Genomic DNA, 18,284 nt, shown 5'->3' with positions numbered 1-18,284 from the left:
GGCCAGCAGAATGTTGATCCTGCCACGCCCGTTCGGCCCAGCCGTTGCCCCTTCCCCTCCCGCCGCCGCTCCAGGCTGCCGACAGCTTCGAGGATCCCTGCCTGCTGCGCCTCGCCAATGGCGTGGAGGTGGTGAGTCTGCGCCAGGAGCAGGCCCCTCTGGTCTGCCTCGACTTCTGGTGCCAGGCCGGCAGCGCCGGTGAAGAGCCCGGTCAGGAGGGGATGGCCCATTTCCTGGAGCACATGGTCTTCAAGGGCAGTGAATGCCTGGAGGCGGGGCATTTCGATCGCCGCATCGAGTCGTTGGGTGGCAGCAGCAATGCGGCCACGGGTTTCGACGACGTGCATTACCACGTGCTCGTGCCAGCGGAGGCGGTGACCGAAGCCCTGGAGTTGCTGCTCGATCTGGTGCTCAAGCCGCGTCTCGATCCCGGCGATTTCCGGATGGAGCGCAAGGTGGTGCTCGAAGAGCTTGCCCAGAGTGAGGATCAGCCCGAGGAGGTGGCCTTCCAGCGCCTGCTAGCCCTGGCCTGTCCAGGGCACCCCTATGGCAGGCCGATCCTGGGGGACCGCAGGGCACTCAAGGCCCAGACCCCAGAGGGGATGGCCTCCTTTCACAACAACGCCTACCGGCCTCGGCGCTGCAGCCTGGCCCTGGCCGGTGCCATCGATCAGCTGCCGATCGAGACTCTGCTGGCGAGCAGTGCCCTGGCCGGTCTTGATTCCCAGGCCACGGCACCGCCGCCAGGGGTAGCCCTGGAGCTGCGCCCCGGTTTTCATGAACTGGAGCTGCCCCGTCTGGAGGCGGCCCGCCTGCTGATGGCCTGGCAGCTTCCCGCCGCCGCCGATCTGGAAGCGGTGGCTGGCGCCGATCTGCTCACCAGCCTGCTGGCCGAGGGGCGCCGCAGTCGCCTGGTGCAGCGGTTGCGCGAAGAACTGCGCCTGGTGGAGAGCATCGATCTGGATCTGAATGTGCTCGAATCCGGCAGCCTGGCCCTGCTCGAGGCGGTCTGCGCTCCGGAGCAGGTGGCGGCAGTGGAGAAGCAGATCGCGGTGGTCTGGCAGGAGATCTGCTGCACACCTCCCCCCGAGAGTGAGCTGGAGCGCGCCCGGCGTCTGGTGGCCAATGGATATCGCTTCGGCCTGGAGTCGGCGTCGTCGGTGGCGGGTCTGATCGGTCACCAGTGCCTCTGGGGGCGTCTGCAACCGCTGAGCCATCCCCTGGAGCTGCTGCAGCGCTGGAGCGTGGAGCGCCTCGGTGCTGAGCTGCTGCCACTGCTGGCGCCCGAGCGCGCCTGTCGCCTGCTGGCCCTGCCCGCATGAGCCGCTCCACCCCCCTTCCTCCCCTTCCCCAGCCCGAGCGCTTCGAGCTGCCAGGGGGCTGCCCGGTCTCGGTGCTGCGCCGAGCAGGGCCGGCGATCCTTTCCGCCAGGCTCTGGATCCGTGGTGGCAGCGCGGCCGATCCGCCCGGCCAGCGCGGCCGGGCCCAGCTGCTGGCAGGACTGCTCAGCCGGGGCTGCGGCGACCTCAGCGGCGATCAACTGGCTGATCTGGTGGAGGGCCTCGGCGATGAATTGCGCTGCGAAGCCAGCGAAGATGCCCTGGTGATCAGTCTGAAGTGCGCCAGCGACGACGCCGCGGCCCTGCTGCCTTTACTTGGGGTCATGGTGCAGTCCCCCTGGCTCGATCCTGACCAGATCAGCCTCGAGAGGCAACTCAATCTGCAGACCCTCGGACGCCTGCGTGAGGACCCGTTCCAGCAGGCCCACGATCAGCTGCGTTCCCACCTTTACGGCCAGGGTCCCTATGGCCACGACCCTCTGGGCGTGGAGGCGGAGCTGGCCGGGCTTGATCGTCCCCAGCTGGTTGATGCTGCAGGAGCCCTGGGGGGGCACGGGGCGGCCCTGGTGCTGGTGGGCCGGCCACCCAAGGGCCTGATCAAGTTGCTTCAGCCCCCTGGCAGCCCTGCCTGGAACTGCCGAACTCCGTCGCTGCTGAGTGGGCAGGAGGCGGAGAACGAGCCGGCTCTGGTGCTGGAGGAGCAGGACACCGAGCAGCTGGTGCTGATGCTCGGGACCGCCACGGTCCCCCTGGCCGATCCCCGCTCCCTGGCCCTGCGCTTGCTGCAATGCCACCTGGGAGTGGGCATGTCGAGCCGGTTGTTCGTTGCCCTGCGGGAAGATCACGGCCTGGCCTACGACGTGGGCGTCCACGCCCCGGCCCGCTGTGGCGCCGCCCCCTTCGTGTTCCACCTCTCCAGTTCTGCTGAGCGGGCCGTTGAGGCCACCACGGAGTTGCTGTCTGAGTGGCAGCGGCTGCTGGATCAGCCCCTGAGCGAGGAGGAACTGGCCCTGGCCATCGCCAAATTCCGCGGCGCCTCCGCGGCCGGCCGGCAGACCTGCGGCCAGATTGCCGATCGCCAGGCGATGGTGCTGGGCCATGGCCTGGATTGGTCCTACGCCGATGAGGCGCTGGAGCGGGCTGGAAGCTTCGACCCCGCCATGCTCCATGTCGTGGCCCGCCAGCTGCTGAGCCGTCCAAGCCTGAGCCTCTGCGGACCGCCCCGGGCCCTGCGGGCCGCCGGGAAGGTCTGGGGCACTCACCCCTTGGGCTGCCCCTCGGGGGTGCAGGCGCTGAGCTGATCGGCACTCAGCAGGAAGGTGCCGCGCCGGAAGCGCACCGCCAGGAGGTTGATCGCCCTGAGAGCCATCACCTGGCCGGCTTCATCTCCATCGACCAGATCGGGAGGTCGCAGCATCGGCATCGGATCGGCGGTTTTGAGGTAAGTGAGTCGGGTCGTGATCCGAACCCAGTCACCCACGCTGAACGCCGGTGCTTCGGGCTCAGCGGCAGCTTCGGAAGGCTGATCCGTTCGCCCATGGTTCGGCTGATCATTCGGCGGCTGAGCCATGGGCTCACCTGGTTGATCGGTGGTCAGATCGGGGAAGCTCATCGCCACCGCTGTTCAGCTGGCATCCACTACAGCAGGATGGAGCCAGCCAATCACCCTTCGTTTGCGGGCCTTAGCCAACTGGAGTGGGGCCCTCGTGGGGCTGCTGCTGATCATCATGGGAGGTCTGATCCAGGCCGCCATTCCCCTGCCACTGGCCGGCGGAGGTCTGCGCCTGTTCGATCTCCCCGTAACCGCCCAGGTGCCGGCGCTGTTGCTCACGGCCCTGGTCTGCGGCCCCAGGCCGGCCCTGCTGGCGGCGGTGGCCTATCTCAGCCTCGGACTGCTGATGCTGCCGGTTTTCCATTCCGGCGGTGGAATGGCCTACCTGCTGGATCCGGGCTTCGGCTACCTGGCCGGCTTCATGCCGGCAGCCTGGGTGAGTGGTCGGCTGGCCCGCCAGGAGGGGATGGGCGAGCTGCTGCGGCTGCTGGGAGCTGCCTGCTTGGGGTTGGCGGTGATTCAGCTCTGCGGCATCGCCAACCTGCTGCTCGGGGCCCTGGCGGGCCGCTGGGCGGCTGGACTGCCAGACTTGCTGGTCGCCTACAGCCTCGGCCCCCTGCTGCCCCAGCTGTTGCTTTGCTGCGGGGTGGCTGTGCTGGCCTGGCCCTTGCGCCGCCTCCTGCTGGTGGAGCCATGAGCGCAGGCGTGGGCTCCAGTCGTCGCCTCGCCTGGACCGTGGCGGGGTTGGTGGTGGTGCTCGACCAGCTCAGCAAGGCGTGGGCCTCGGCCGCTCTGTCCTCGGGCCGGGCGGAACCGCTGATTCCGGGGCTCCTGCGTCTGCGGCTGGTGTTCAACACCGGTGCTGCTTTCAGCCTGCTCAGCGGCCAGGCCGTCTGGCTGGGTGTGGTGAGCCTGGTGGTGGCGCTGCTGCTGGTGGTGTGGATCCAGCGCCACCCATCGTTACCGCGCTGGCAGTGGCTGGGACTCGGATCATTGCTGGGCGGAGCCGTGGGCAATGGCATCGACCGCTGGCGGATCGGTGGTGTGGTCGATTTCCTCGAGTTGGTGCCCGTCCAGTTCCCGGTGTTCAACCTTGCCGATGTCGCGATCAATGTGGCGGTGGTCTGCCTGATCCTCGATCTGTGGGAGGGACGTCCCCGTGAGCGCCGTTGAGGGCCTGAAGCGGGGGCTGGTGGAGCTGGAGAGCCCGGTATCCGCTCAGGTTGAGATCCATCTGAGCGGCCACGCTCCCCGCCGGATGAAGCTCCACGGCCGGCTGGTCCGAATCGGCCGCGATCCTGGCCTCGAGCTGAGCCTGGATCACTCTGCTGTCAGCAAGCAGCACGCTTGGCTCGAACCAGTGGGCCACGACTGGCTGATCCGTGACATCGGCTCCACCAACGGGCTGTTCTGGCGCGGTCAGCGGATTCGGGAACTGCTGCTGCGCGATGGTGATGTGGTGCGCTTCGGCCCCCCCGAGGAGCCGGGGTTGCCGGAACTGGTGTTCGAGCGCAAGCCCATGCCCCGGGGACTGCGGCTGGCCCGCGGCCTGACCATGGTGCTGGCGGGGCTCGGTTCGGGTGGCCTGCTCCTCCTCGCTCTGGCCGCTGTGTGGACGCCGGTGCGGGGCAGCCTGGCGCCGGTGCGGGGTCCACTCGCTCTCTATGACCGGTTGAACCGGCCCATCAGTTCCGCCGAATCGAGCGAACACCGCGAAAACGACGCCCTATCCGATTTCCCGCCGGTCCTGGTGGATGCCCTGCTCGCCAGTGAGGACAGCCGCTTCTGGTGGCATCCCGGCGTGGATCCGATCGGCACCGCCCGGGCTCTGGCCACCAACGTGCTCGGCGGACGGGTGCTGGAGGGGGGCAGCACCCTCACCCAGCAGCTGGCCCGCAGCCTCTATCCGGATCAGGTGGGCCAGGGTGAAACGCTGATCCGCAAGTGGCGGGAACTGCTGGTGGCCCTGCAACTGGAGGCCCGCTTCAGCAAGGGCGACCTGCTGTTGAGCTACCTGAATCGGGTGTACCTGGGAGTGGGCTGGGGCTTCGAGGACGCCGCCCGCTATTACTTCGCCAAGCCGGCGGCCAGGCTCAGCCTGGAGGAGGCGGCCCTGCTGGTGGGTTTGCTCCCTTCTCCCAACGGCCACGATCCCTGCATCAACCCCCAGGCGGCCCTGGAGGCCCGAAATGTCGTGTTGCTGAAGATGGCCGACAGCGGCCGCATCAGCGTTGACCGGGCCCGCCGCTCCCGCCGCAGCCCCATTCAGCTGGGGAGTCAGGCCTGTCGCAGGGGCAGCCGGCGCCCTGCGCCCTACTACACAGATCAGGTTCGTCTCGACCTGGAGCGGCTGCTGGGGGTGGATGTGGCGGCGGAGGGGAATTTCCTTGTGGAGACCCACCTGGATCCGCCGGTACAGGAAGTGGTGGAGGGGCAGCTGCGCCGTCGCCTGGCCGCTGCCGCCGCCCTGGGTGTGAGCGAGGGGGCTGTGGTGCTGCTGGACAGCCGCAACGGCGGTGTGATCGCCATCGCCGGTGGGCGCGATTACCGCACCAGCCAGTACAACCGGGCCAGTCAGGCCCTGCGGCAGCCAGGCAGCACCTTCAAGTTCTTCACCTACCTGGCGGCCCTGCAACGGGGCTCCAGGCCCGGCGACTTCATCAGTTGCAGTCCCCTGAGCTGGCGCGGCCAGTCGTTCTCAAGCGGCTGCGGCGGCAGCCTCAGCCTGCGTCAGGCCTTCGCCATCAGCAGTAATACCGCCGCCCTGCGCCTGGCTCGGCGGGTGGGGCTGGAGGCGGTGGTGCAGCAGGCCCAGGATCTGGGCATCAGCTCCAGCCTCAACCCCGTGCCAGGCCTGACCCTCGGCCAGAGCGAGGCGCGGCTGATCGAGCTCACCGCCGCCTATGGGGCTGTGGCCAATGGCGGGGTCTGGCATGCCCCCAGCACCATCCGCCGCCTCACCGACGCCGAAACCTGCGCGGGCCTCGAGAGCGAACGCTGCCGCCAGTTGCGCAACAAGGGCGATCAGCCGAACCGGGCCATCCAGGCAGGCCGCAGCGTGATCAAGCCCGAGGTGGCCCGCAGCATGCAGGGGCTGCTCCAGGCCGTGGTGCGCTCCGGCACCGGCGGTGCGGCCTACCTCGGCGGGGAGGAAGGGGGCAAGACCGGCACCACCAACGGGGCCAGGGATCTCCTGTTCATCGGCTATGAGCCCAGCCGCCACTGGGTGATGGGCATCTGGCTGGGCAACGACGACAACAGCCCCACCCGCAGCAGCAGCGCCCTGGCCGCCGGCCTCTGGGGCGACATCATGCGCCAGGCCACCCCGAGCCGTGGCACCAAAGCGGCGAAGCCCTGATGCCACGCCTGCGGATCTGGATGTGGGTGGCGGTGGCCCTGGCCGTGATCGTGGCCCTTTCACTGCTGCTGCAGGCCTTCAACAACCTGGTGTGGCAGCTCAGCTACCTGCTGCCACCGGCCCTGGTGGGCCCGCTGCTGGTGCTGGTGCTGGGTGGCGGCGCTGTGCTGCTGCTGCGCCTGGCCTGGCCCTGGCTGCTGGCCTGGCGCAACCCCAGGCCAGTCGCCGGCCCCGGCAGCAAGCCCCTCCCTGCCCCCAGCAGCCGCCAGGAGGCAGCTGGCCAGCAGTTGCGCTCCATCGATCCGGTGCTTGAGCGGGTACGCGATGAGGTGGCGCGCGAAGCCCTGAGACAGGAGCGTGACCGGGTGGAGGCGGAGCTCGCCCGCGGCGATCTGGTGCTGGTGATTTTCGGCAGTGGCTCCGCCGGCAAGACCTCCCTGATCCGTGCCCTGCTCCAGCAGGTGGTGGGGGATGTGGGGGCCGCGATGGGCTCCACCACCACCTGTCAGACCTACCGGTTGCGTCTGAAGGGCTTGCAGCGGGGCCTGCAACTGGTCGATACACCTGGCATTCTCGAATCCGGCCTCGACGGTCAGGAGCGTGAGCGGGAGGCCCGCCGGCAGGCGGCCCGTGCCGATCTGCTGGTGCTGGTGGTGGATGGCGATCTGCGCGCCGCGGAGTTCCACGTCTTCGAAGCCCTCGCCAGCCTCGGTAAGCGGCTGGTGCTGGTGCTGAATAAATGCGATCTGCGCGGCGAGGAGGAGGAGCGGCGCCTGCTGGCCCTGCTGCGCCAGCGCTGTGCTGGCAGGATCCCTGCCGAGGACGTGATCCCCGCCGCCGCGGCGCCCCAGTCGATCCCCAGGCCCGGCGGGCGACCGTTGCAGCCTGCTCCTGAAGTCGACGCCCTGCTGCGCCGTCTCTCGGAAGTGCTGCACCAGGACGGCGAGGAGCTGATCGCCGATAACATCCTGCTGCAGAGCCAGCGTCTCAGCGACGCCAGCCGTGCCCTGCTCTCGCGCCAGCGGCGCCAGGACGGAGAGGCCATTGTCGATCGCTACATGTGGATCGGCGCCGGGGTGCTGGTGGTGAACCCCCTGCCTGTGGTGGATCTGCTCGGCACCGCCGCCGTGAACGCTCAGATGGTGGTGGAGCTGGGCCGGGCCTACGGGGTGACTCTGACGCGGGAGGCCGGCCAGGATCTGGCTCTCTCGGTGGGACGCACCCTGGCGGGTCTGGGGGTGATCAAGGGGGGGCTGGGATTGATCACCACCGCCCTGAGCCTGAACCTGCCGGCACTGGTGGTCAGCAAGGCGGTGCAGGGGGTGAGTGCCGCCTGGTTGACGCGGATCGCGGGCCTCAGCTTCCTCACGTACTTCGAGCAGGGGCAGGACTGGGGCGATGGGGGGCTGCAGGAGGTGGTGCGCCGCCAGTACGACCTCAACCGGAGGGAGGGGGCGTTGCGCGGTTTTCTGGAGGTGGCCCTGCGCCGTGTGGTGGAGCCTCTGCAGCGCCGGCGGGACCGGCAGTTGCCACCACGCCCAGGGCCTCGGGGGGAGGGGGCTGGAGGGGACCGCGGGCGTCGAGCACCGTGATCAGGCCGAGATACAGCACCCCGATCAGTATCGACAGGGCGCCGGTGACAATCGCCACCCAGCGTCCGCGAGGATTTGACTGAGGCTGAGGCTCGCTCATGGCTGTTGATCGCTCATCTCTGGAGATCTCTCATCGCTGTTGATGGTTCACAGCTGTTGATCGCCCATGGCTGTAGTGGGTTCACGATGACTGCTCACTCCTGAAAGTCTGTAACTCCCGCTGGCATCCTGCCTGGTACCGGAGGCCCAGGTTTCAGGTCAGATCCCCGGACCGCAGCGACTGGTGGACCACCGCGGCGAGTCGCTGCAGATGGTCTTCCTGGGTGTGGGGATTGCCCAGCACTGCCTTGAGGTGGTGTTTCCCCTGGTATCGGGGTCGGGAGAGCATCAGGTCGTGGGCCAGCAGCTGCTGGCGGCAGTGCTGCGACCACTGCTCGCAGCCGGTGGCATCGAGCTGGCGGGGCCGGAAGGCCAGCAGGTGCAGGGGGCCGCTGAGCAGGGCGAGCTCGCCGGTGCCATGTGCCTCATCCAACAGCTGCTGAAGGCGGCGGCGCCGCTGAATCGCCCCCTCGATCACGGCATCGATCCCATCGAGGCCCAGCTGGCGCAAGCCAAGCCAAAGCTTGAGAATCTCTGCACTGCGGCTGCCCTGCAGGCCGCACTCCCCTCCATGGCCACCTTCGCGGCTGAGCTCCATGTAGGGCAGACCCGTGGCGAAGCTTCGCTCCAGGGCGGAGGGATCAGCCAGCAGCAACAGGGAGGAGGTCTTGGTGATCCCCAGCAGCTTCTGGGGGTTGATCGTGATCGAATCCGCCAGCCCCAGACCCTCCACCCGCTGGCGGTGGCGCTCACTCAGACCAAGCACTCCGCCGATCGCCGCATCGACGTGCAGCCAGATGTCGTGGCAGCGGCAGAGGGCGGCGAGTTCCACCAGGGGATCCACGGCCCCGCGAACGGTGGTGCCAGCCGTTGCCACCAGCGCAATCACGGGGATGCCGGCGGCGCTGAGTGTCTGCAGGCATTCGCCCACCAGTTCCGGCTGGAGGCGGCCGTAGTCATCGAGCGGCAGGCGGTGAAGGGCAGAGCCTGGAAGGCCCATCACCATCGCCGCCTTCTCCAGCGACGTGTGGCTGTCGAGGCCGCACAGCACAACGGCCTTGGGGGCGCCGCGCAGGCCGCGGCTTTCCCGGGCTGTGACCAGGGCCATCAGATTGCTGAGGCTGCCGCCGCTGGCCGGCACCCCACCGGCCCGGTCCCCCAGGCCCAGCCGCCGGGCCAACCAGCCGCACAGGCTCCGCTCCAGCCTGCTGAGCGACGGGGAGAGCTCCTCAGCCAACAGATTGTTGTTCAGCCCAGCGCAGATCAGGTCCCCAACCAGCGAGGCGCTCAGAGGTGGGGGATCGAGGTGGGCCAGGGCGCCGGGATGGTTCGGGTTGTAGGCCCCCTCCATCACCAGGTGCAGATCGGCGAGCAGCCTCTGCGCTCCCAGTCCCGAAAGTTCCGGCTCCACGGCAGGCAGCAGGCTCAGGCCCGGCAGGGGCGGACGGCTCACAGCCGAGCCCAGCCAGCGGCAGAGCTGATGGGAGGCGTCCTGCAGGAACGCCTCCAGATTCGCGTCGAAGACGCCCGGTGAGGCGAAGGGAAGGGGATCGAGCGCCCGCTCCTGGTGTGGCGTGACGGCCAAGGGCAAGGCGGTCGGGGGAATCATTGTCTCGTGTAACGGGAGCAAGTCGGGCTTGCAGCTCCGCCGACGAGAGCTGCAGGCCGTTCAGGGATGACCTCGGATCTGGTGGCTGGCTGTCAGTCTCGGTGTTCTGTGCGCCGCTTCACCCTCCCCCCGCTGCCTATGCGCTCCCCTGCCCCCCTGCCGCTCAGCTGCCAGCGGCTCTGGATGAAGCGGTTGCTGCGGATGGCGCAGCGGGCTGGCGAGGCCGGTGAGATCCCCGTGGCGGCAGTCGTTCTCGATGGCGCTGGCCATGCTCTGGGCTGGGGAACGAACCGGCGTCAATCCCAGCAGGACCCCCTGGGCCATGCCGAGCTGGTGGCGCTCAGCCAGGCAGCGCGCCTGATTCAAGACTGGCGATTCAACGCCTGCAGCCTGCTGGTGACCCTGGAGCCCTGCCCCATGTGCGCCGGAGCCCTGATCCAGGCCCGTATGGGTCGGGTGGTCTTCGCCGCTGGCGATGCCAAGCGTGGAGCCCTGGGTGGCTGTCTGAACCTGGCGGCGGACCCAAGCGCGCATCACCACATGGAGGTGATGGCGGGTGTGAGGGAGCAGGAGGCCAGAGAGCTGCTGGAAAGCTGGTTCAGACGCCGGAGGCGAGCTCAGGCGATCGAGGCGACCGGCGCTGACTGACGGAAGGCGGGAAGTTCCGTCTCGAGCAGGTTGAGCAGCAGGTCGACGTTCTCAGGCTGGCTGTTGTAACCCATCAGGCCGATACGCCAGACCTTGCCAGCCAGGGCGCCCAGGCCACCACCCACCTCGATGCCGTGGGTGTTGAGCAGGTGAAGGGAGAAGGCTTTGCCATCGATGCCCTCGGGAATGCGCACCGTGGTGAGGGTGGGCAGGCGCAGGTGCTCAGGCACGTGCAGCTCGAGGCCAAGGCGCTCCAGGCCCTCCCAGAGGCGCTCCGCGTTGCTGCGGTGTCGGCTCCAGGCCTTCTCCAGGCCCTCTTCGGCGAGCAGCCGCAGGGCTTCGCGCATGCCGAAGTTCATGTTCACCGGTGCGGTGTGGTGGTACACCCGGTTGCTGCCCCAGTACTGGTTGAGCAGGGAGACATCCAGATACCAGTTGGGCACCTTGCCTGTCCGGGCCGCCAGCTTGGCTTCAGCCCGCTCCCCCATGGTGAAGGGGCCGAGGCCTGGAGGGCAGCTCAGACCTTTCTGGCTGCAGCTGTAGGCCAGGTCCACACCCCAGGCGTCAAGGTGGAGGGGCACAGCCCCGAGTGAGGTGACTGTGTCGAGCAGCAGCAGGCAGTCGTAGCGGCGGCAGAGCTCGCCGATCCCCTCCATTGGCTGGCAGACGCCTGTGGAGGTTTCGGCATGAACCATCGCCAGGATCGCCGGCCGGTGGCTGGCCAGAGCCTGCTCAATCTCTTCGAGCGTGAAGGCTTCGCCCCAGGGCCGCTCGATCGTGGCCACCTCGGCCCGGTAGCGCTCGGCCATGTCGACGAGGCGCAGTCCGAAGTAGCCCTTCACCGCCACCAGCACCTTGTCGCCTGGCTCCACGGTGTTGGCCAGAGTGGCCTCCATGGCGGCGCTGCCCGTGCCGCTCATGGGAATGGTGAGACGGTTCTCTGTCTGCCAGGCGTAGCGCAGCAGCTCCTGCACCTCCCCCATCAGTTCGATGTAGAGGGGATCGAGGTGGCCGATCGGGGTACGGGCGAGGGCCTGCAGCACCGTGGGGTGAGCGTTGGACGGCCCTGGACCGAGCAGAAGCCGGTCCGGAGTGGCGATCGGCCCCAGACGCAGGCGATGGCGATCACTCACGGAGGCTGCCGTGGAGATGGAAGGGGAGGAAGACAGGGTGACCAAGACCTGCGGCGCAACTAAGGATCGATGAACATCAGCCTAAGCAGTGAGCCAACGGCCCTCAGCTGGCCCTCAGATTGGTGTCGGCCAGACCGCGGGCCATGTGCTCGAACGGAGCGTTGATCAGATTCCCAGGCTCCAGCCCCGCTTCCGACAGCCGCTCTGCCAGCACTTCGCCTAACAGGACAATGCTTCGCACTGTGGGACCGGTGGGGACCCCCAGGCTCTTGTAGGTGTCGTCGAGGCCATTGAGAACGCGCTCGTTGAGGATGGTGGGGTCGCCTGCCACGAGCGCGTAACTGGCGTAGCGCAGGAAATAATCCATATCCCGCAGGCAGGCAGACAGCCGGCGGGTGGTGTAAGCGTTGCCGCCAGGGAGCAGCAGTTCCGGGTCCTGCTCGAACAGGCGACGACTGGCATCGCGAACGATCTCCGTGGCTTCCCGATTGATCAGTTCCACCGCTGCCAGCCTGACTTCAGCCTGGGAGTGGTAGGTGGCGATGCTGTCGATCGCATCGCGATCGAGGTAGCGCCCCAGCTGGTCATACCGGCCGATCAGACCGGTGATGGCATCGCGCATGACGTCGAGATCGTCTCACCTGGAGCGGAAACTAGCATCCGAGTCTGGCCAGATCCCTGTCCAGCCATGGGATCTGGCCAATCTGACAGAAACGGTTACTCAGCTTGGCCCGGCAGCTCCCCCACGGCCCGGAGAGGTTCGAGGGTTACAACGGACACGAAAGGCCTGTTGGACCGGCCTAAGCATCGATTCCGACGGCCCCCTCTGGCTGCTGCCAGCCTTCCACCCCTCCGCCATCCCCTGCCCCATGGCCAACTCAGCCCAGGACGTGCTTCGCCGGATCAAGGATGAGGGCCTTGAGCTGATCGATCTCAAGTTTGCCGATCTCCATGGCAAGTGGCAGCACCTCACCGTCTGCGCCGACCTGCTTGATGAGCAGTCGTTTCAGACGGGCCTGGCCTTCGATGGCTCCTCGATCCGGGGCTGGAAAGCGATCAATGAATCGGACATGGCGATGGTTCCCGATCCGGCCACGGCCTGGATTGATCCCTTCCTTCGCCACAAAACCCTCAGCCTGATCTGCTCGATTCAGGAGCCCCGCAGCGGCGAGGCCTATGGGCGTTGCCCCCGGTCGCTGGCCCAGCGGGCCCTGGCGCACCTGGCCGGCTCAGGCCTGGCCGACACTGCCTACTTCGGACCCGAACTGGAGTTCTTCCTGTTCGAGGACGTGCGCTACGGCTCCAGCGAGGGCGGCTGCTTCTACAGCGTCGATTCGATCGAAGCTCCCTGGAACAGCGGCCGGCTGGAGGAGGGCGGCAATCTTGCTTACAAGATGAACTCGAAGGAGGGTTATTTCCCCGTCCCGCCCAGTGACACCTTTCATGACATCCGCAGCGAGATGCTGCTGACCATGGCTCAGCTGGGAGTGCCGATCGAGAAGCATCACCACGAGGTGGCGGCCGCTGGCCAGCAGGAGCTGGGCATCAGGTTCGCCGAGCTGATCAGCGCTGCCGACAACGTGATGATCTACAAGTATGTGGTGCGCAACGTCGCCCGGAAATACGGACGCACCGCCACCTTCATGCCCAAACCGGTGTTCGCTGACAACGGCAGCGGCATGCACGTGCACCAGAGCCTCTGGAGGGACGGTCAACCGTTGTTTTTCGGACTCGGCACCTACGCGGATCTGTCCCAGACGGCCCGCTGGTACATCGGCGGACTGCTGCTCCATGCCCCCAGCTTGCTGGCCTTCACCAACCCCACGACCAACAGCTACAAGCGCCTGGTGCCGGGCTTCGAGGCGCCGGTGAATCTGGTCTATTCCCAGGGCAACCGCTCCGCGGCTGTGCGCATTCCTCTCAGCGGCGATAACCCCCGGGCCAAGCGACTCGAGTTCCGCTGCGGCGACGCCATGGCCAATCCCTACCTGGCTTTCTCCGCCATGCTGATGGCGGGTCTGGACGGCATCCGTCAGCAGATCGACCCGGGCGACGGGATGGATCTCGACCTGTTCGAGTTGCCCCCAGAGGATCTGGAGCCGATCGCCACGGTGCCCGCTTCCCTCGACGGGGTACTGGCGGCTCTCGAGGCCGACCACGAGTATCTGCTGGCCGGGAAGGTGTTCAGCGAGGACTTCATCCGCACCTGGATCGCGCTGAAGACAGACGAGGTGCAGCAGCTGCAGCAGCGACCCCATCCCCACGAGTTCACGCTCTACTACGACGGCTGAACCGAGCTGGCGCGCGGTTTGGAGAAGGCGGATCCCCCCGGTGGTGCCTCGCAGCTGCCAGGTGGATCGGCTGAAATGGAGGTCTTAGATCGCCGCTTCTCCACCGGCACCCCATGCCCGACACCGTCAGCAAGTTCGCTTACCAGGCCCTTCAGCAGGGCAAGACGATCATGGGCCTGGCCCACAAAGAGCTCGGTGGCCGGCTGATGCGTCTGGTCGATCCCCAGGGTGTCCCCCAGACGGTGCCAGTACCTGCGCAGATGACCATGGCACTCAAGACCTCCATGGACAGGCTGCTGGAGACCGACTGGCAGGAGGCTGAGAGCGGCCTTTATCCCCCCTCCCTCCTCTTCGATGCCCCTTGGCTCGACTGGGCGGCCCGTTACCCCCTGGTCTGGTTGGACACCCCCCGTCAGTGGAACCGCCGCACCCAGCGCAAGGTGCGGGATCTGCCCAGGGATGTACGCCCCGAGGACTACCCCTCCTATTACCTGCAGAACTTCCACCATCAGACCGATGGCTACCTGAGCGACCATTCCGCTGCGCTTTACGACCTCCAGGTCGAAATCCTGTTCAACGGCAGCGCCGATGCCATGCGTCGCCGCCTGATCGCCCCCCTCAAGCGGGGGCTGCGGGCCTTCGCCCAGCGCTCACCCGGCCAGCTGCGTCTTCTGGATGTGGCAACCGGCACCGGCCGCACCCTGCGCCAGCTGCGCGGTGGTCTCGGGGAGATCCAGCTGGTGGGCCTCGACCTCTCAGCGTCCTACCTGCGCGAAGCCAACCGTTGCCTCAGCCAGTTACCGGGGGAGTTGCCCCAGCTGGTGCAGGGCAATGCCGAGGCCCTGCCCTTCGCTGACAGCACCTTCCAGGCGGTGAGCTGTGTGTTCCTCTTCCATGAGCTTCCCGCCGAAGCCCGCCAGAACGTCCTGCGGGAATGTTTCCGGGTGATTGAGCCAGGCGGTGTGCTGGTGCTGGCCGACTCGATCCAGTTGGCTGATTCCCCTGAGTTCTCCACGGTGCTCGAGAATTTCCGTCGGGCCTTCCATGAGCCCTACTACCGCGATTACATCTCCGACGACATCCAGGCGCGCCTGGCTCAGGCTGGCTTCGGTGGGATCAGCGCCCAGTCCCATTTCATGACCCGGGTCTGGTCCGCCACCAAGCCTCTGGTCTGAGCTGCGTCAGGGCTGAAGCACAGCGTTCGTCCGATCGCGGCATCTCCTGAGAAACGTGAATAGATTTTCGCTGCACCTGGGTGCTTTGCTGTGATGTCCAATCCGTTTCATCTGCGCTGGTTGCAGGGCTGGTCCTTTCAGACGGTTCTGATGGAGGGACTTGTCCAGATCGAAGCCCATGGCTATGGGGTCCGCCTGCGTACCCCCCTGCTGGAGGGCGAGAGTCCGAGCCTGGGTGCCGACAGGCTCGTACTTCAGGAAGACCGCCACCGCCGCTCGATGTATCACGCCTGGCGACGCGGCCAGCTGCTTCAGCCCCCGCTGCCGACTCCCACCAAGGACGTCCTTTTCGCCAGCGGTGGTCTTTTCGCCGAGGGCAGTCCCTATCTCGTGGAGGTGATCGGGGAGACCCCCGGCCTGTTGCTGGCCGCCTAGCGCAACAGCCACCAGGCGAGGATCAGCCCGCCCCCGCCCCAGCGCAGGGCCCGCCAGAGCACCTGGTCCTGCCAGCGGCTGCCCCGCAGGGGCGCCGGCAAGGGATCAAGCAGTCGTTGACCCAGCTCAAGCCGCTGGCTCAGCCGCCGATCGGAGCTGGAGAGATCCCCAGGGCTGGACCGCTCCTGGGCTGCCAGCCGCTCCCCCTGACCCGCAACGGCCAGCAGGGTGGAGAGACCATGCAGCCAGCCGGAGCGGCGGCTGCATGGGCGGTTGAGCAAACGGGAGGATCGGCGCCGCGGTTGACGCCGCGAATGAAGTGCCATCGCGTCAGGATGACTCTCCACGATGTCTTTCGTCCAGTGCCGCTTCCTTCAGCTCCTGCTGCCGCCATGCGGAGCGGATCCCCCCAGGACTGGCCGCCCACCAGCCGTGAGCTGGCCGAGGAGCTGCAGAGGCTTCTGGCCATCGATGGTCGCGACTGGCATGCCCACAAGGGTCACAAGCCCAGACGGGCGGCTGAGCAGCTGGCGGCGGCCCTGGTGCACCTTCTCGCCGAGGACAGCCCGCCCCACCGCCTCGAGGGTGACGCCCAGGAGCGGGCGATCGAACTGGTGGAGCACGGTCTGGCCTGGTTGAAAGGGGATCTGCGCGATCCCGGTTGCCCCAGCCACGGCCACTGAAGCAGCCTCTTTCTCAGCAGCGGTGCCGCTGGGCCGCCAGTTGCAGGCGATTACCGCGCTCGCTCCAGCGCACGTCATCAAAGCAGTGATGAATCAGGAAGAAGCCCCGCCCGCAACAGGCATCGCTGCGCTCGGGCAGGACGCCGGAGCGTGAGCAGGCAGGGACTCCGCATCCCTCATCCTGGATCTGCCAGATCACCCAGTTGGGCGAGAGGATGCGCCGGATCCGCAGGCATTTGCGCGGGTCACCGCCGTTTCCATGCTTCACCGCGTTGACCAGAGCCTCCTGCAGGCCAAGCTGCAGCTCCGCCAGGTTGGAAGCCGTGGCCATCGGCTCCAGCAGCAGTTCCAGCAGGGGTGCTAACTGAAGGGTGGAGGGAGTGATGAAGTCGGTCCACTTCAGCGGACTGATCAGGCGCCGAAGCATCCACACCAACCATGGCTGAATTTGACCCTAACGCTCCAGGGCACCCCAGGCTCAGCCGGTGCTGATTCGGTGTTGCAAAGCTGGATGATTGAGCAGGGCATCCATCAGCCGCACCCCGCGCAACTGGTTGATCAGTGGCATGTGTCCTTCCGGCGCCTCCAGGTTCCACTGGAAGCCACTGGGGTAACGGGTCCACGTGCCCTCACTCTTCCAGCCCAGCCTGGGCCAGAGCTGGTCCCAGCGGCCGTTGCAGGCCCTCAGCAGCCTCCCCTGGACCGAAAAACCGAAGCGGCCCCTCGAGTAGCAGACCCAGAGCCGATCGAGGCTGGTCAGATCGAGGCTGGGCATGGGGGCCACCTCGCTGTAATAGACGTAGCCGCGGCGGACCGCTTCTGAACCGGCCAGTTGCCGCAGCACCTCGCTGGTGATGCGATCCGCCAGCTCGAAGGAGCGCTGGGCCAGGGCCTCCTGCAGCGGGCCATAGGCGATGCCGTCACCACTGGCAAGGTTCAGCCAACCGCCGGGATGTTCCTCAAGCAGGGCCTGACTGTGGTTGTCGTCTTCGGCCAACAGCATCTGAACCCAGAGGCCGGCGATCCAGTCGTCTCCGTCGGGATCGTGGCCGCGGAGGGCCTTCAAAAGCAGGGGACGAAGCTCCTGGGATCGGGCCTCGATCTGGGGGAGCAGGCTGCGCCGCTGGCGTGGGGAGCTGGAGCTGAAGCGCTCCAGCAGCTGTTCGGCGCTGGCCGTGGCGGAAGCGGGTGGACCGGAAAGCATGAAGTTCGGCGGGCCTGAGCCGGGCCGGCGTGGGCCCACTATGTCAGGCAAGGTCCAAGGGGGGTGGGGCGCCATGGCGTCGTGGTTGGCGATCGACCCCTTCCTGGCGGGCGGGGGAGTGGTGCTGGATGTGCGCAGCCCGGCCGAGTTCGCCCAGGGTCACATACCCGGAGCCCGCAATCTTCCCCTGTTCAGCGACCTCGAGAGGGCCGAGGTCGGATTGACCTTCAAGCAGCGGGGCTCCCAGCAGGCGGTTCAAGCTGGACTGGCGCTGGTTGGTCCGAAGCTTTCGGCCCTGGGCGAGGGTCTGCTCGCCCACCATCAGGCCGCCATCGGTGGGCCCCTGCGTATCCATTGCTGGCGAGGCGGCATGCGCTCCGCCAGCGTCGGCTGGCTGGCCGAAACCCTGGGATTGTCGGTGCAGCTCCTTGAGGGAGGGTACAAGGCCTACCGCCGTTGGGTTCTGGCCAGGTTCGAGCACTCCTGGCCGCTGATGCTGCTGGGCGGGCGCACGGGCACCGGCAAGACCGACCTGCTGCTGGAGCTGGCCCGCCGCGGGGTGGCGGTGGTCGACCTCGAGGGACTGGCCCACCACCGCGGCAGCAGCTTCGGCGGTCTCGGGCTGCCGCCCCAGCCCAGCAACGAGCACTATGAGAACCGTCTGGCGGCGGCCCTTGTCAGCTGCGCAGGGGCCGGTGCGATCTGGCTGGAGGCGGAAAGTGCCCAGGTGGGGCGCTGCCGCATCCCGGCGAGTCTCTGGCGGCAGATGCAGAGCGCGCCGGTTCTGGAGATCCGCCGGCCCCTGGGCGAGCGGCTGCGCCGACTGGTGGCGGTCTACGGGGTTCAGGAGCCTGAGGCGCTGGCGGAGGCCACCCGCAGAATCGCCCGGCGGCTGGGACCGGTCCGCACCCAGGCGGCCCTGGCGGCGATTGAGCGAAGCGACTGGAGCGAGGCCTGTCGCTGGATGCTCGACTACTACGACCGCTGCTACGACCACGAGCTGGAGCGTCAGCGCCAACGACCTGAGCCAGGCGCTCTCCATCACTCCCTCGATCTCCATGACTGGGACGAGGAGCGCTCTGCCACCTGGCTCCTGGATCAACACCATGTGAACTGTGAAGGCGCAATCGGAGGGTCTGCTTAGGATCTGGCTTTGCCCCACCCC

Annotated in this window: 19 protein-coding genes; 12 read left to right on the top strand and 7 right to left on the bottom strand. The window is 67.5% G+C overall.

Annotation, left to right across the window (positions count from 1 at the left end; genetic code table 11):
* The first annotated feature begins 44 nt into the window (after window positions 1–44).
* On the top strand, window positions 45–1,322 hold the full coding sequence (locus KBY77_RS02360) for a pitrilysin family protein (protein WP_255101979.1): 1,278 nt from the start codon (window positions 45–47) through the stop codon (window positions 1,320–1,322).
* A complete protein-coding gene (locus KBY77_RS02355) occupies window positions 1,319–2,641 on the top strand; it encodes a pitrilysin family protein (protein ID WP_255101978.1) in 1,323 nt (440 codons plus the stop codon). The genes KBY77_RS02360 and KBY77_RS02355 overlap by 4 nt, the downstream gene beginning before the upstream one ends.
* Here the strand turns inward: KBY77_RS02355 and KBY77_RS16595 are convergent.
* Entirely contained in the window at window positions 2,599–2,952 is a 354-nt protein-coding gene (locus tag KBY77_RS16595; protein WP_315856452.1) for an NAD(P)H dehydrogenase assembly family protein, read from the bottom strand. The two genes, KBY77_RS02355 and KBY77_RS16595, sit on opposite strands and share 43 nt — an antisense overlap.
* A 61-nt stretch (window positions 2,953–3,013) precedes the next feature.
* Here KBY77_RS16595 and KBY77_RS02345 point away from each other — a divergent pair, with 61 nt between their 5' ends.
* The 4 genes from KBY77_RS02345 to KBY77_RS02330 are packed head-to-tail and all read left to right on the top strand — an operon-like array spanning window position 3,014 to window position 7,842.
* On the top strand, window positions 3,014–3,589 hold the full coding sequence (locus KBY77_RS02345; RefSeq protein ID WP_255101977.1) for a biotin transporter BioY: 576 nt from the start codon (window positions 3,014–3,016) through the stop codon (window positions 3,587–3,589).
* A complete protein-coding gene (lspA, locus tag KBY77_RS02340) occupies window positions 3,586–4,065 on the top strand; it encodes a signal peptidase II (RefSeq protein WP_255101976.1) in 480 nt (159 codons plus the stop codon). The genes KBY77_RS02345 and lspA overlap by 4 nt, the downstream gene beginning before the upstream one ends.
* Entirely contained in the window at window positions 4,052–6,250 is a 2,199-nt protein-coding gene (locus KBY77_RS02335; protein ID WP_255101975.1) for a transglycosylase domain-containing protein, read from the top strand. Before lspA ends, KBY77_RS02335 begins: the two co-directional genes overlap by 14 nt.
* Window positions 6,250–7,842, top strand: a complete 1,593-nt coding sequence (locus tag KBY77_RS02330; RefSeq protein ID WP_255101974.1) for a YcjF family protein — start codon at window positions 6,250–6,252, stop codon at window positions 7,840–7,842. Before KBY77_RS02335 ends, KBY77_RS02330 begins: the two co-directional genes overlap by 1 nt.
* 253 nt (window positions 7,843–8,095) lie before the next feature.
* Here the strand turns inward: KBY77_RS02330 and KBY77_RS02325 are convergent, their stop codons facing one another.
* Window positions 8,096–9,550 carry a pyridoxal-dependent decarboxylase gene (locus tag KBY77_RS02325; protein ID WP_255101973.1) on the bottom strand — a complete coding sequence of 485 codons (1,455 nt, stop codon included), beginning with the start codon at window positions 9,548–9,550 and terminating at the stop codon, window positions 8,096–8,098.
* A gap of 138 nt (window positions 9,551–9,688) precedes the next feature.
* Here KBY77_RS02325 and KBY77_RS02320 point away from each other — a divergent pair, with 138 nt between their 5' ends.
* Complete coding sequence (locus KBY77_RS02320) at window positions 9,689–10,198, top strand: nucleoside deaminase (protein ID WP_255101972.1); 510 nt, start codon at window positions 9,689–9,691, stop codon at window positions 10,196–10,198.
* Here the strand turns inward: KBY77_RS02320 and KBY77_RS02315 are convergent.
* Complete coding sequence (locus tag KBY77_RS02315; RefSeq protein ID WP_261351142.1) at window positions 10,168–11,376, bottom strand: alanine--glyoxylate aminotransferase family protein; 1,209 nt, start codon at window positions 11,374–11,376, stop codon at window positions 10,168–10,170. The genes KBY77_RS02320 and KBY77_RS02315 overlap by 31 nt on opposite strands.
* A 58-nt stretch (window positions 11,377–11,434) precedes the next feature.
* Complete coding sequence (locus tag KBY77_RS02310; protein ID WP_255101971.1) at window positions 11,435–11,953, bottom strand: allophycocyanin subunit beta; 519 nt, start codon at window positions 11,951–11,953, stop codon at window positions 11,435–11,437.
* A gap of 247 nt (window positions 11,954–12,200) precedes the next feature.
* On the opposite strand from KBY77_RS02310, the gene glnA reads away from it, so the two are divergent.
* The 3 genes from glnA (at window position 12,201) to KBY77_RS02295 (ending at window position 15,232) form a co-directional block, all read left to right on the top strand.
* Window positions 12,201–13,622, top strand: a complete 1,422-nt coding sequence (gene glnA / locus KBY77_RS02305; RefSeq protein WP_255101970.1) for a type I glutamate--ammonia ligase — start codon at window positions 12,201–12,203, stop codon at window positions 13,620–13,622.
* Window positions 13,623–13,735: 113 nt separating this feature from the next.
* On the top strand, window positions 13,736–14,797 hold the full coding sequence (locus KBY77_RS02300; RefSeq protein WP_255101969.1) for a class I SAM-dependent methyltransferase: 1,062 nt from the start codon (window positions 13,736–13,738) through the stop codon (window positions 14,795–14,797).
* 93 nt (window positions 14,798–14,890) lie between these two features.
* A complete protein-coding gene (locus KBY77_RS02295) occupies window positions 14,891–15,232 on the top strand; it encodes a copper-binding protein (RefSeq protein WP_255101968.1) in 342 nt (113 codons plus the stop codon).
* Here the strand turns inward: KBY77_RS02295 and KBY77_RS02290 are convergent.
* Window positions 15,229–15,558, bottom strand: coding sequence for a hypothetical protein (locus tag KBY77_RS02290; RefSeq protein ID WP_255101967.1), 330 nt, complete (start codon window positions 15,556–15,558; stop codon window positions 15,229–15,231). The two genes, KBY77_RS02295 and KBY77_RS02290, sit on opposite strands and share 4 nt — an antisense overlap.
* A 66-nt stretch (window positions 15,559–15,624) precedes the next feature.
* Here KBY77_RS02290 and KBY77_RS02285 point away from each other — a divergent pair, with 66 nt between their 5' ends.
* A complete protein-coding gene (locus KBY77_RS02285) occupies window positions 15,625–15,915 on the top strand; it encodes a DUF6439 family protein (RefSeq protein ID WP_255101966.1) in 291 nt (96 codons plus the stop codon).
* A 13-nt stretch (window positions 15,916–15,928) separates the two neighbouring features.
* Here the strand turns inward: KBY77_RS02285 and KBY77_RS02280 are convergent, their stop codons facing one another.
* Entirely contained in the window at window positions 15,929–16,342 is a 414-nt protein-coding gene (locus tag KBY77_RS02280) for an ATP-binding protein (RefSeq protein WP_255101965.1), read from the bottom strand.
* A 51-nt stretch (window positions 16,343–16,393) separates the two neighbouring features.
* A complete protein-coding gene (locus KBY77_RS02275) occupies window positions 16,394–17,119 on the bottom strand; it encodes a GUN4 domain-containing protein (protein WP_255101964.1) in 726 nt (241 codons plus the stop codon).
* A 73-nt stretch (window positions 17,120–17,192) separates the two neighbouring features.
* Between KBY77_RS02275 and mnmH the strand changes: the two genes are divergently transcribed.
* Window positions 17,193–18,263, top strand: a complete 1,071-nt coding sequence (gene mnmH, locus KBY77_RS02270) for a tRNA 2-selenouridine(34) synthase MnmH (RefSeq protein ID WP_255101963.1) — start codon at window positions 17,193–17,195, stop codon at window positions 18,261–18,263.
* Window positions 18,264–18,284: the final 21 nt, after the last annotated feature.

The sequence above is a fragment of the Synechococcus sp. Cruz-7E5 genome, from assembly GCF_024345995.1.
Taxonomy (GTDB): Bacteria; Cyanobacteriota; Cyanobacteriia; order PCC-6307; family Cyanobiaceae; genus Regnicoccus_A.
This window is presented reverse-complemented; position numbering and strand designations above follow the sequence as displayed.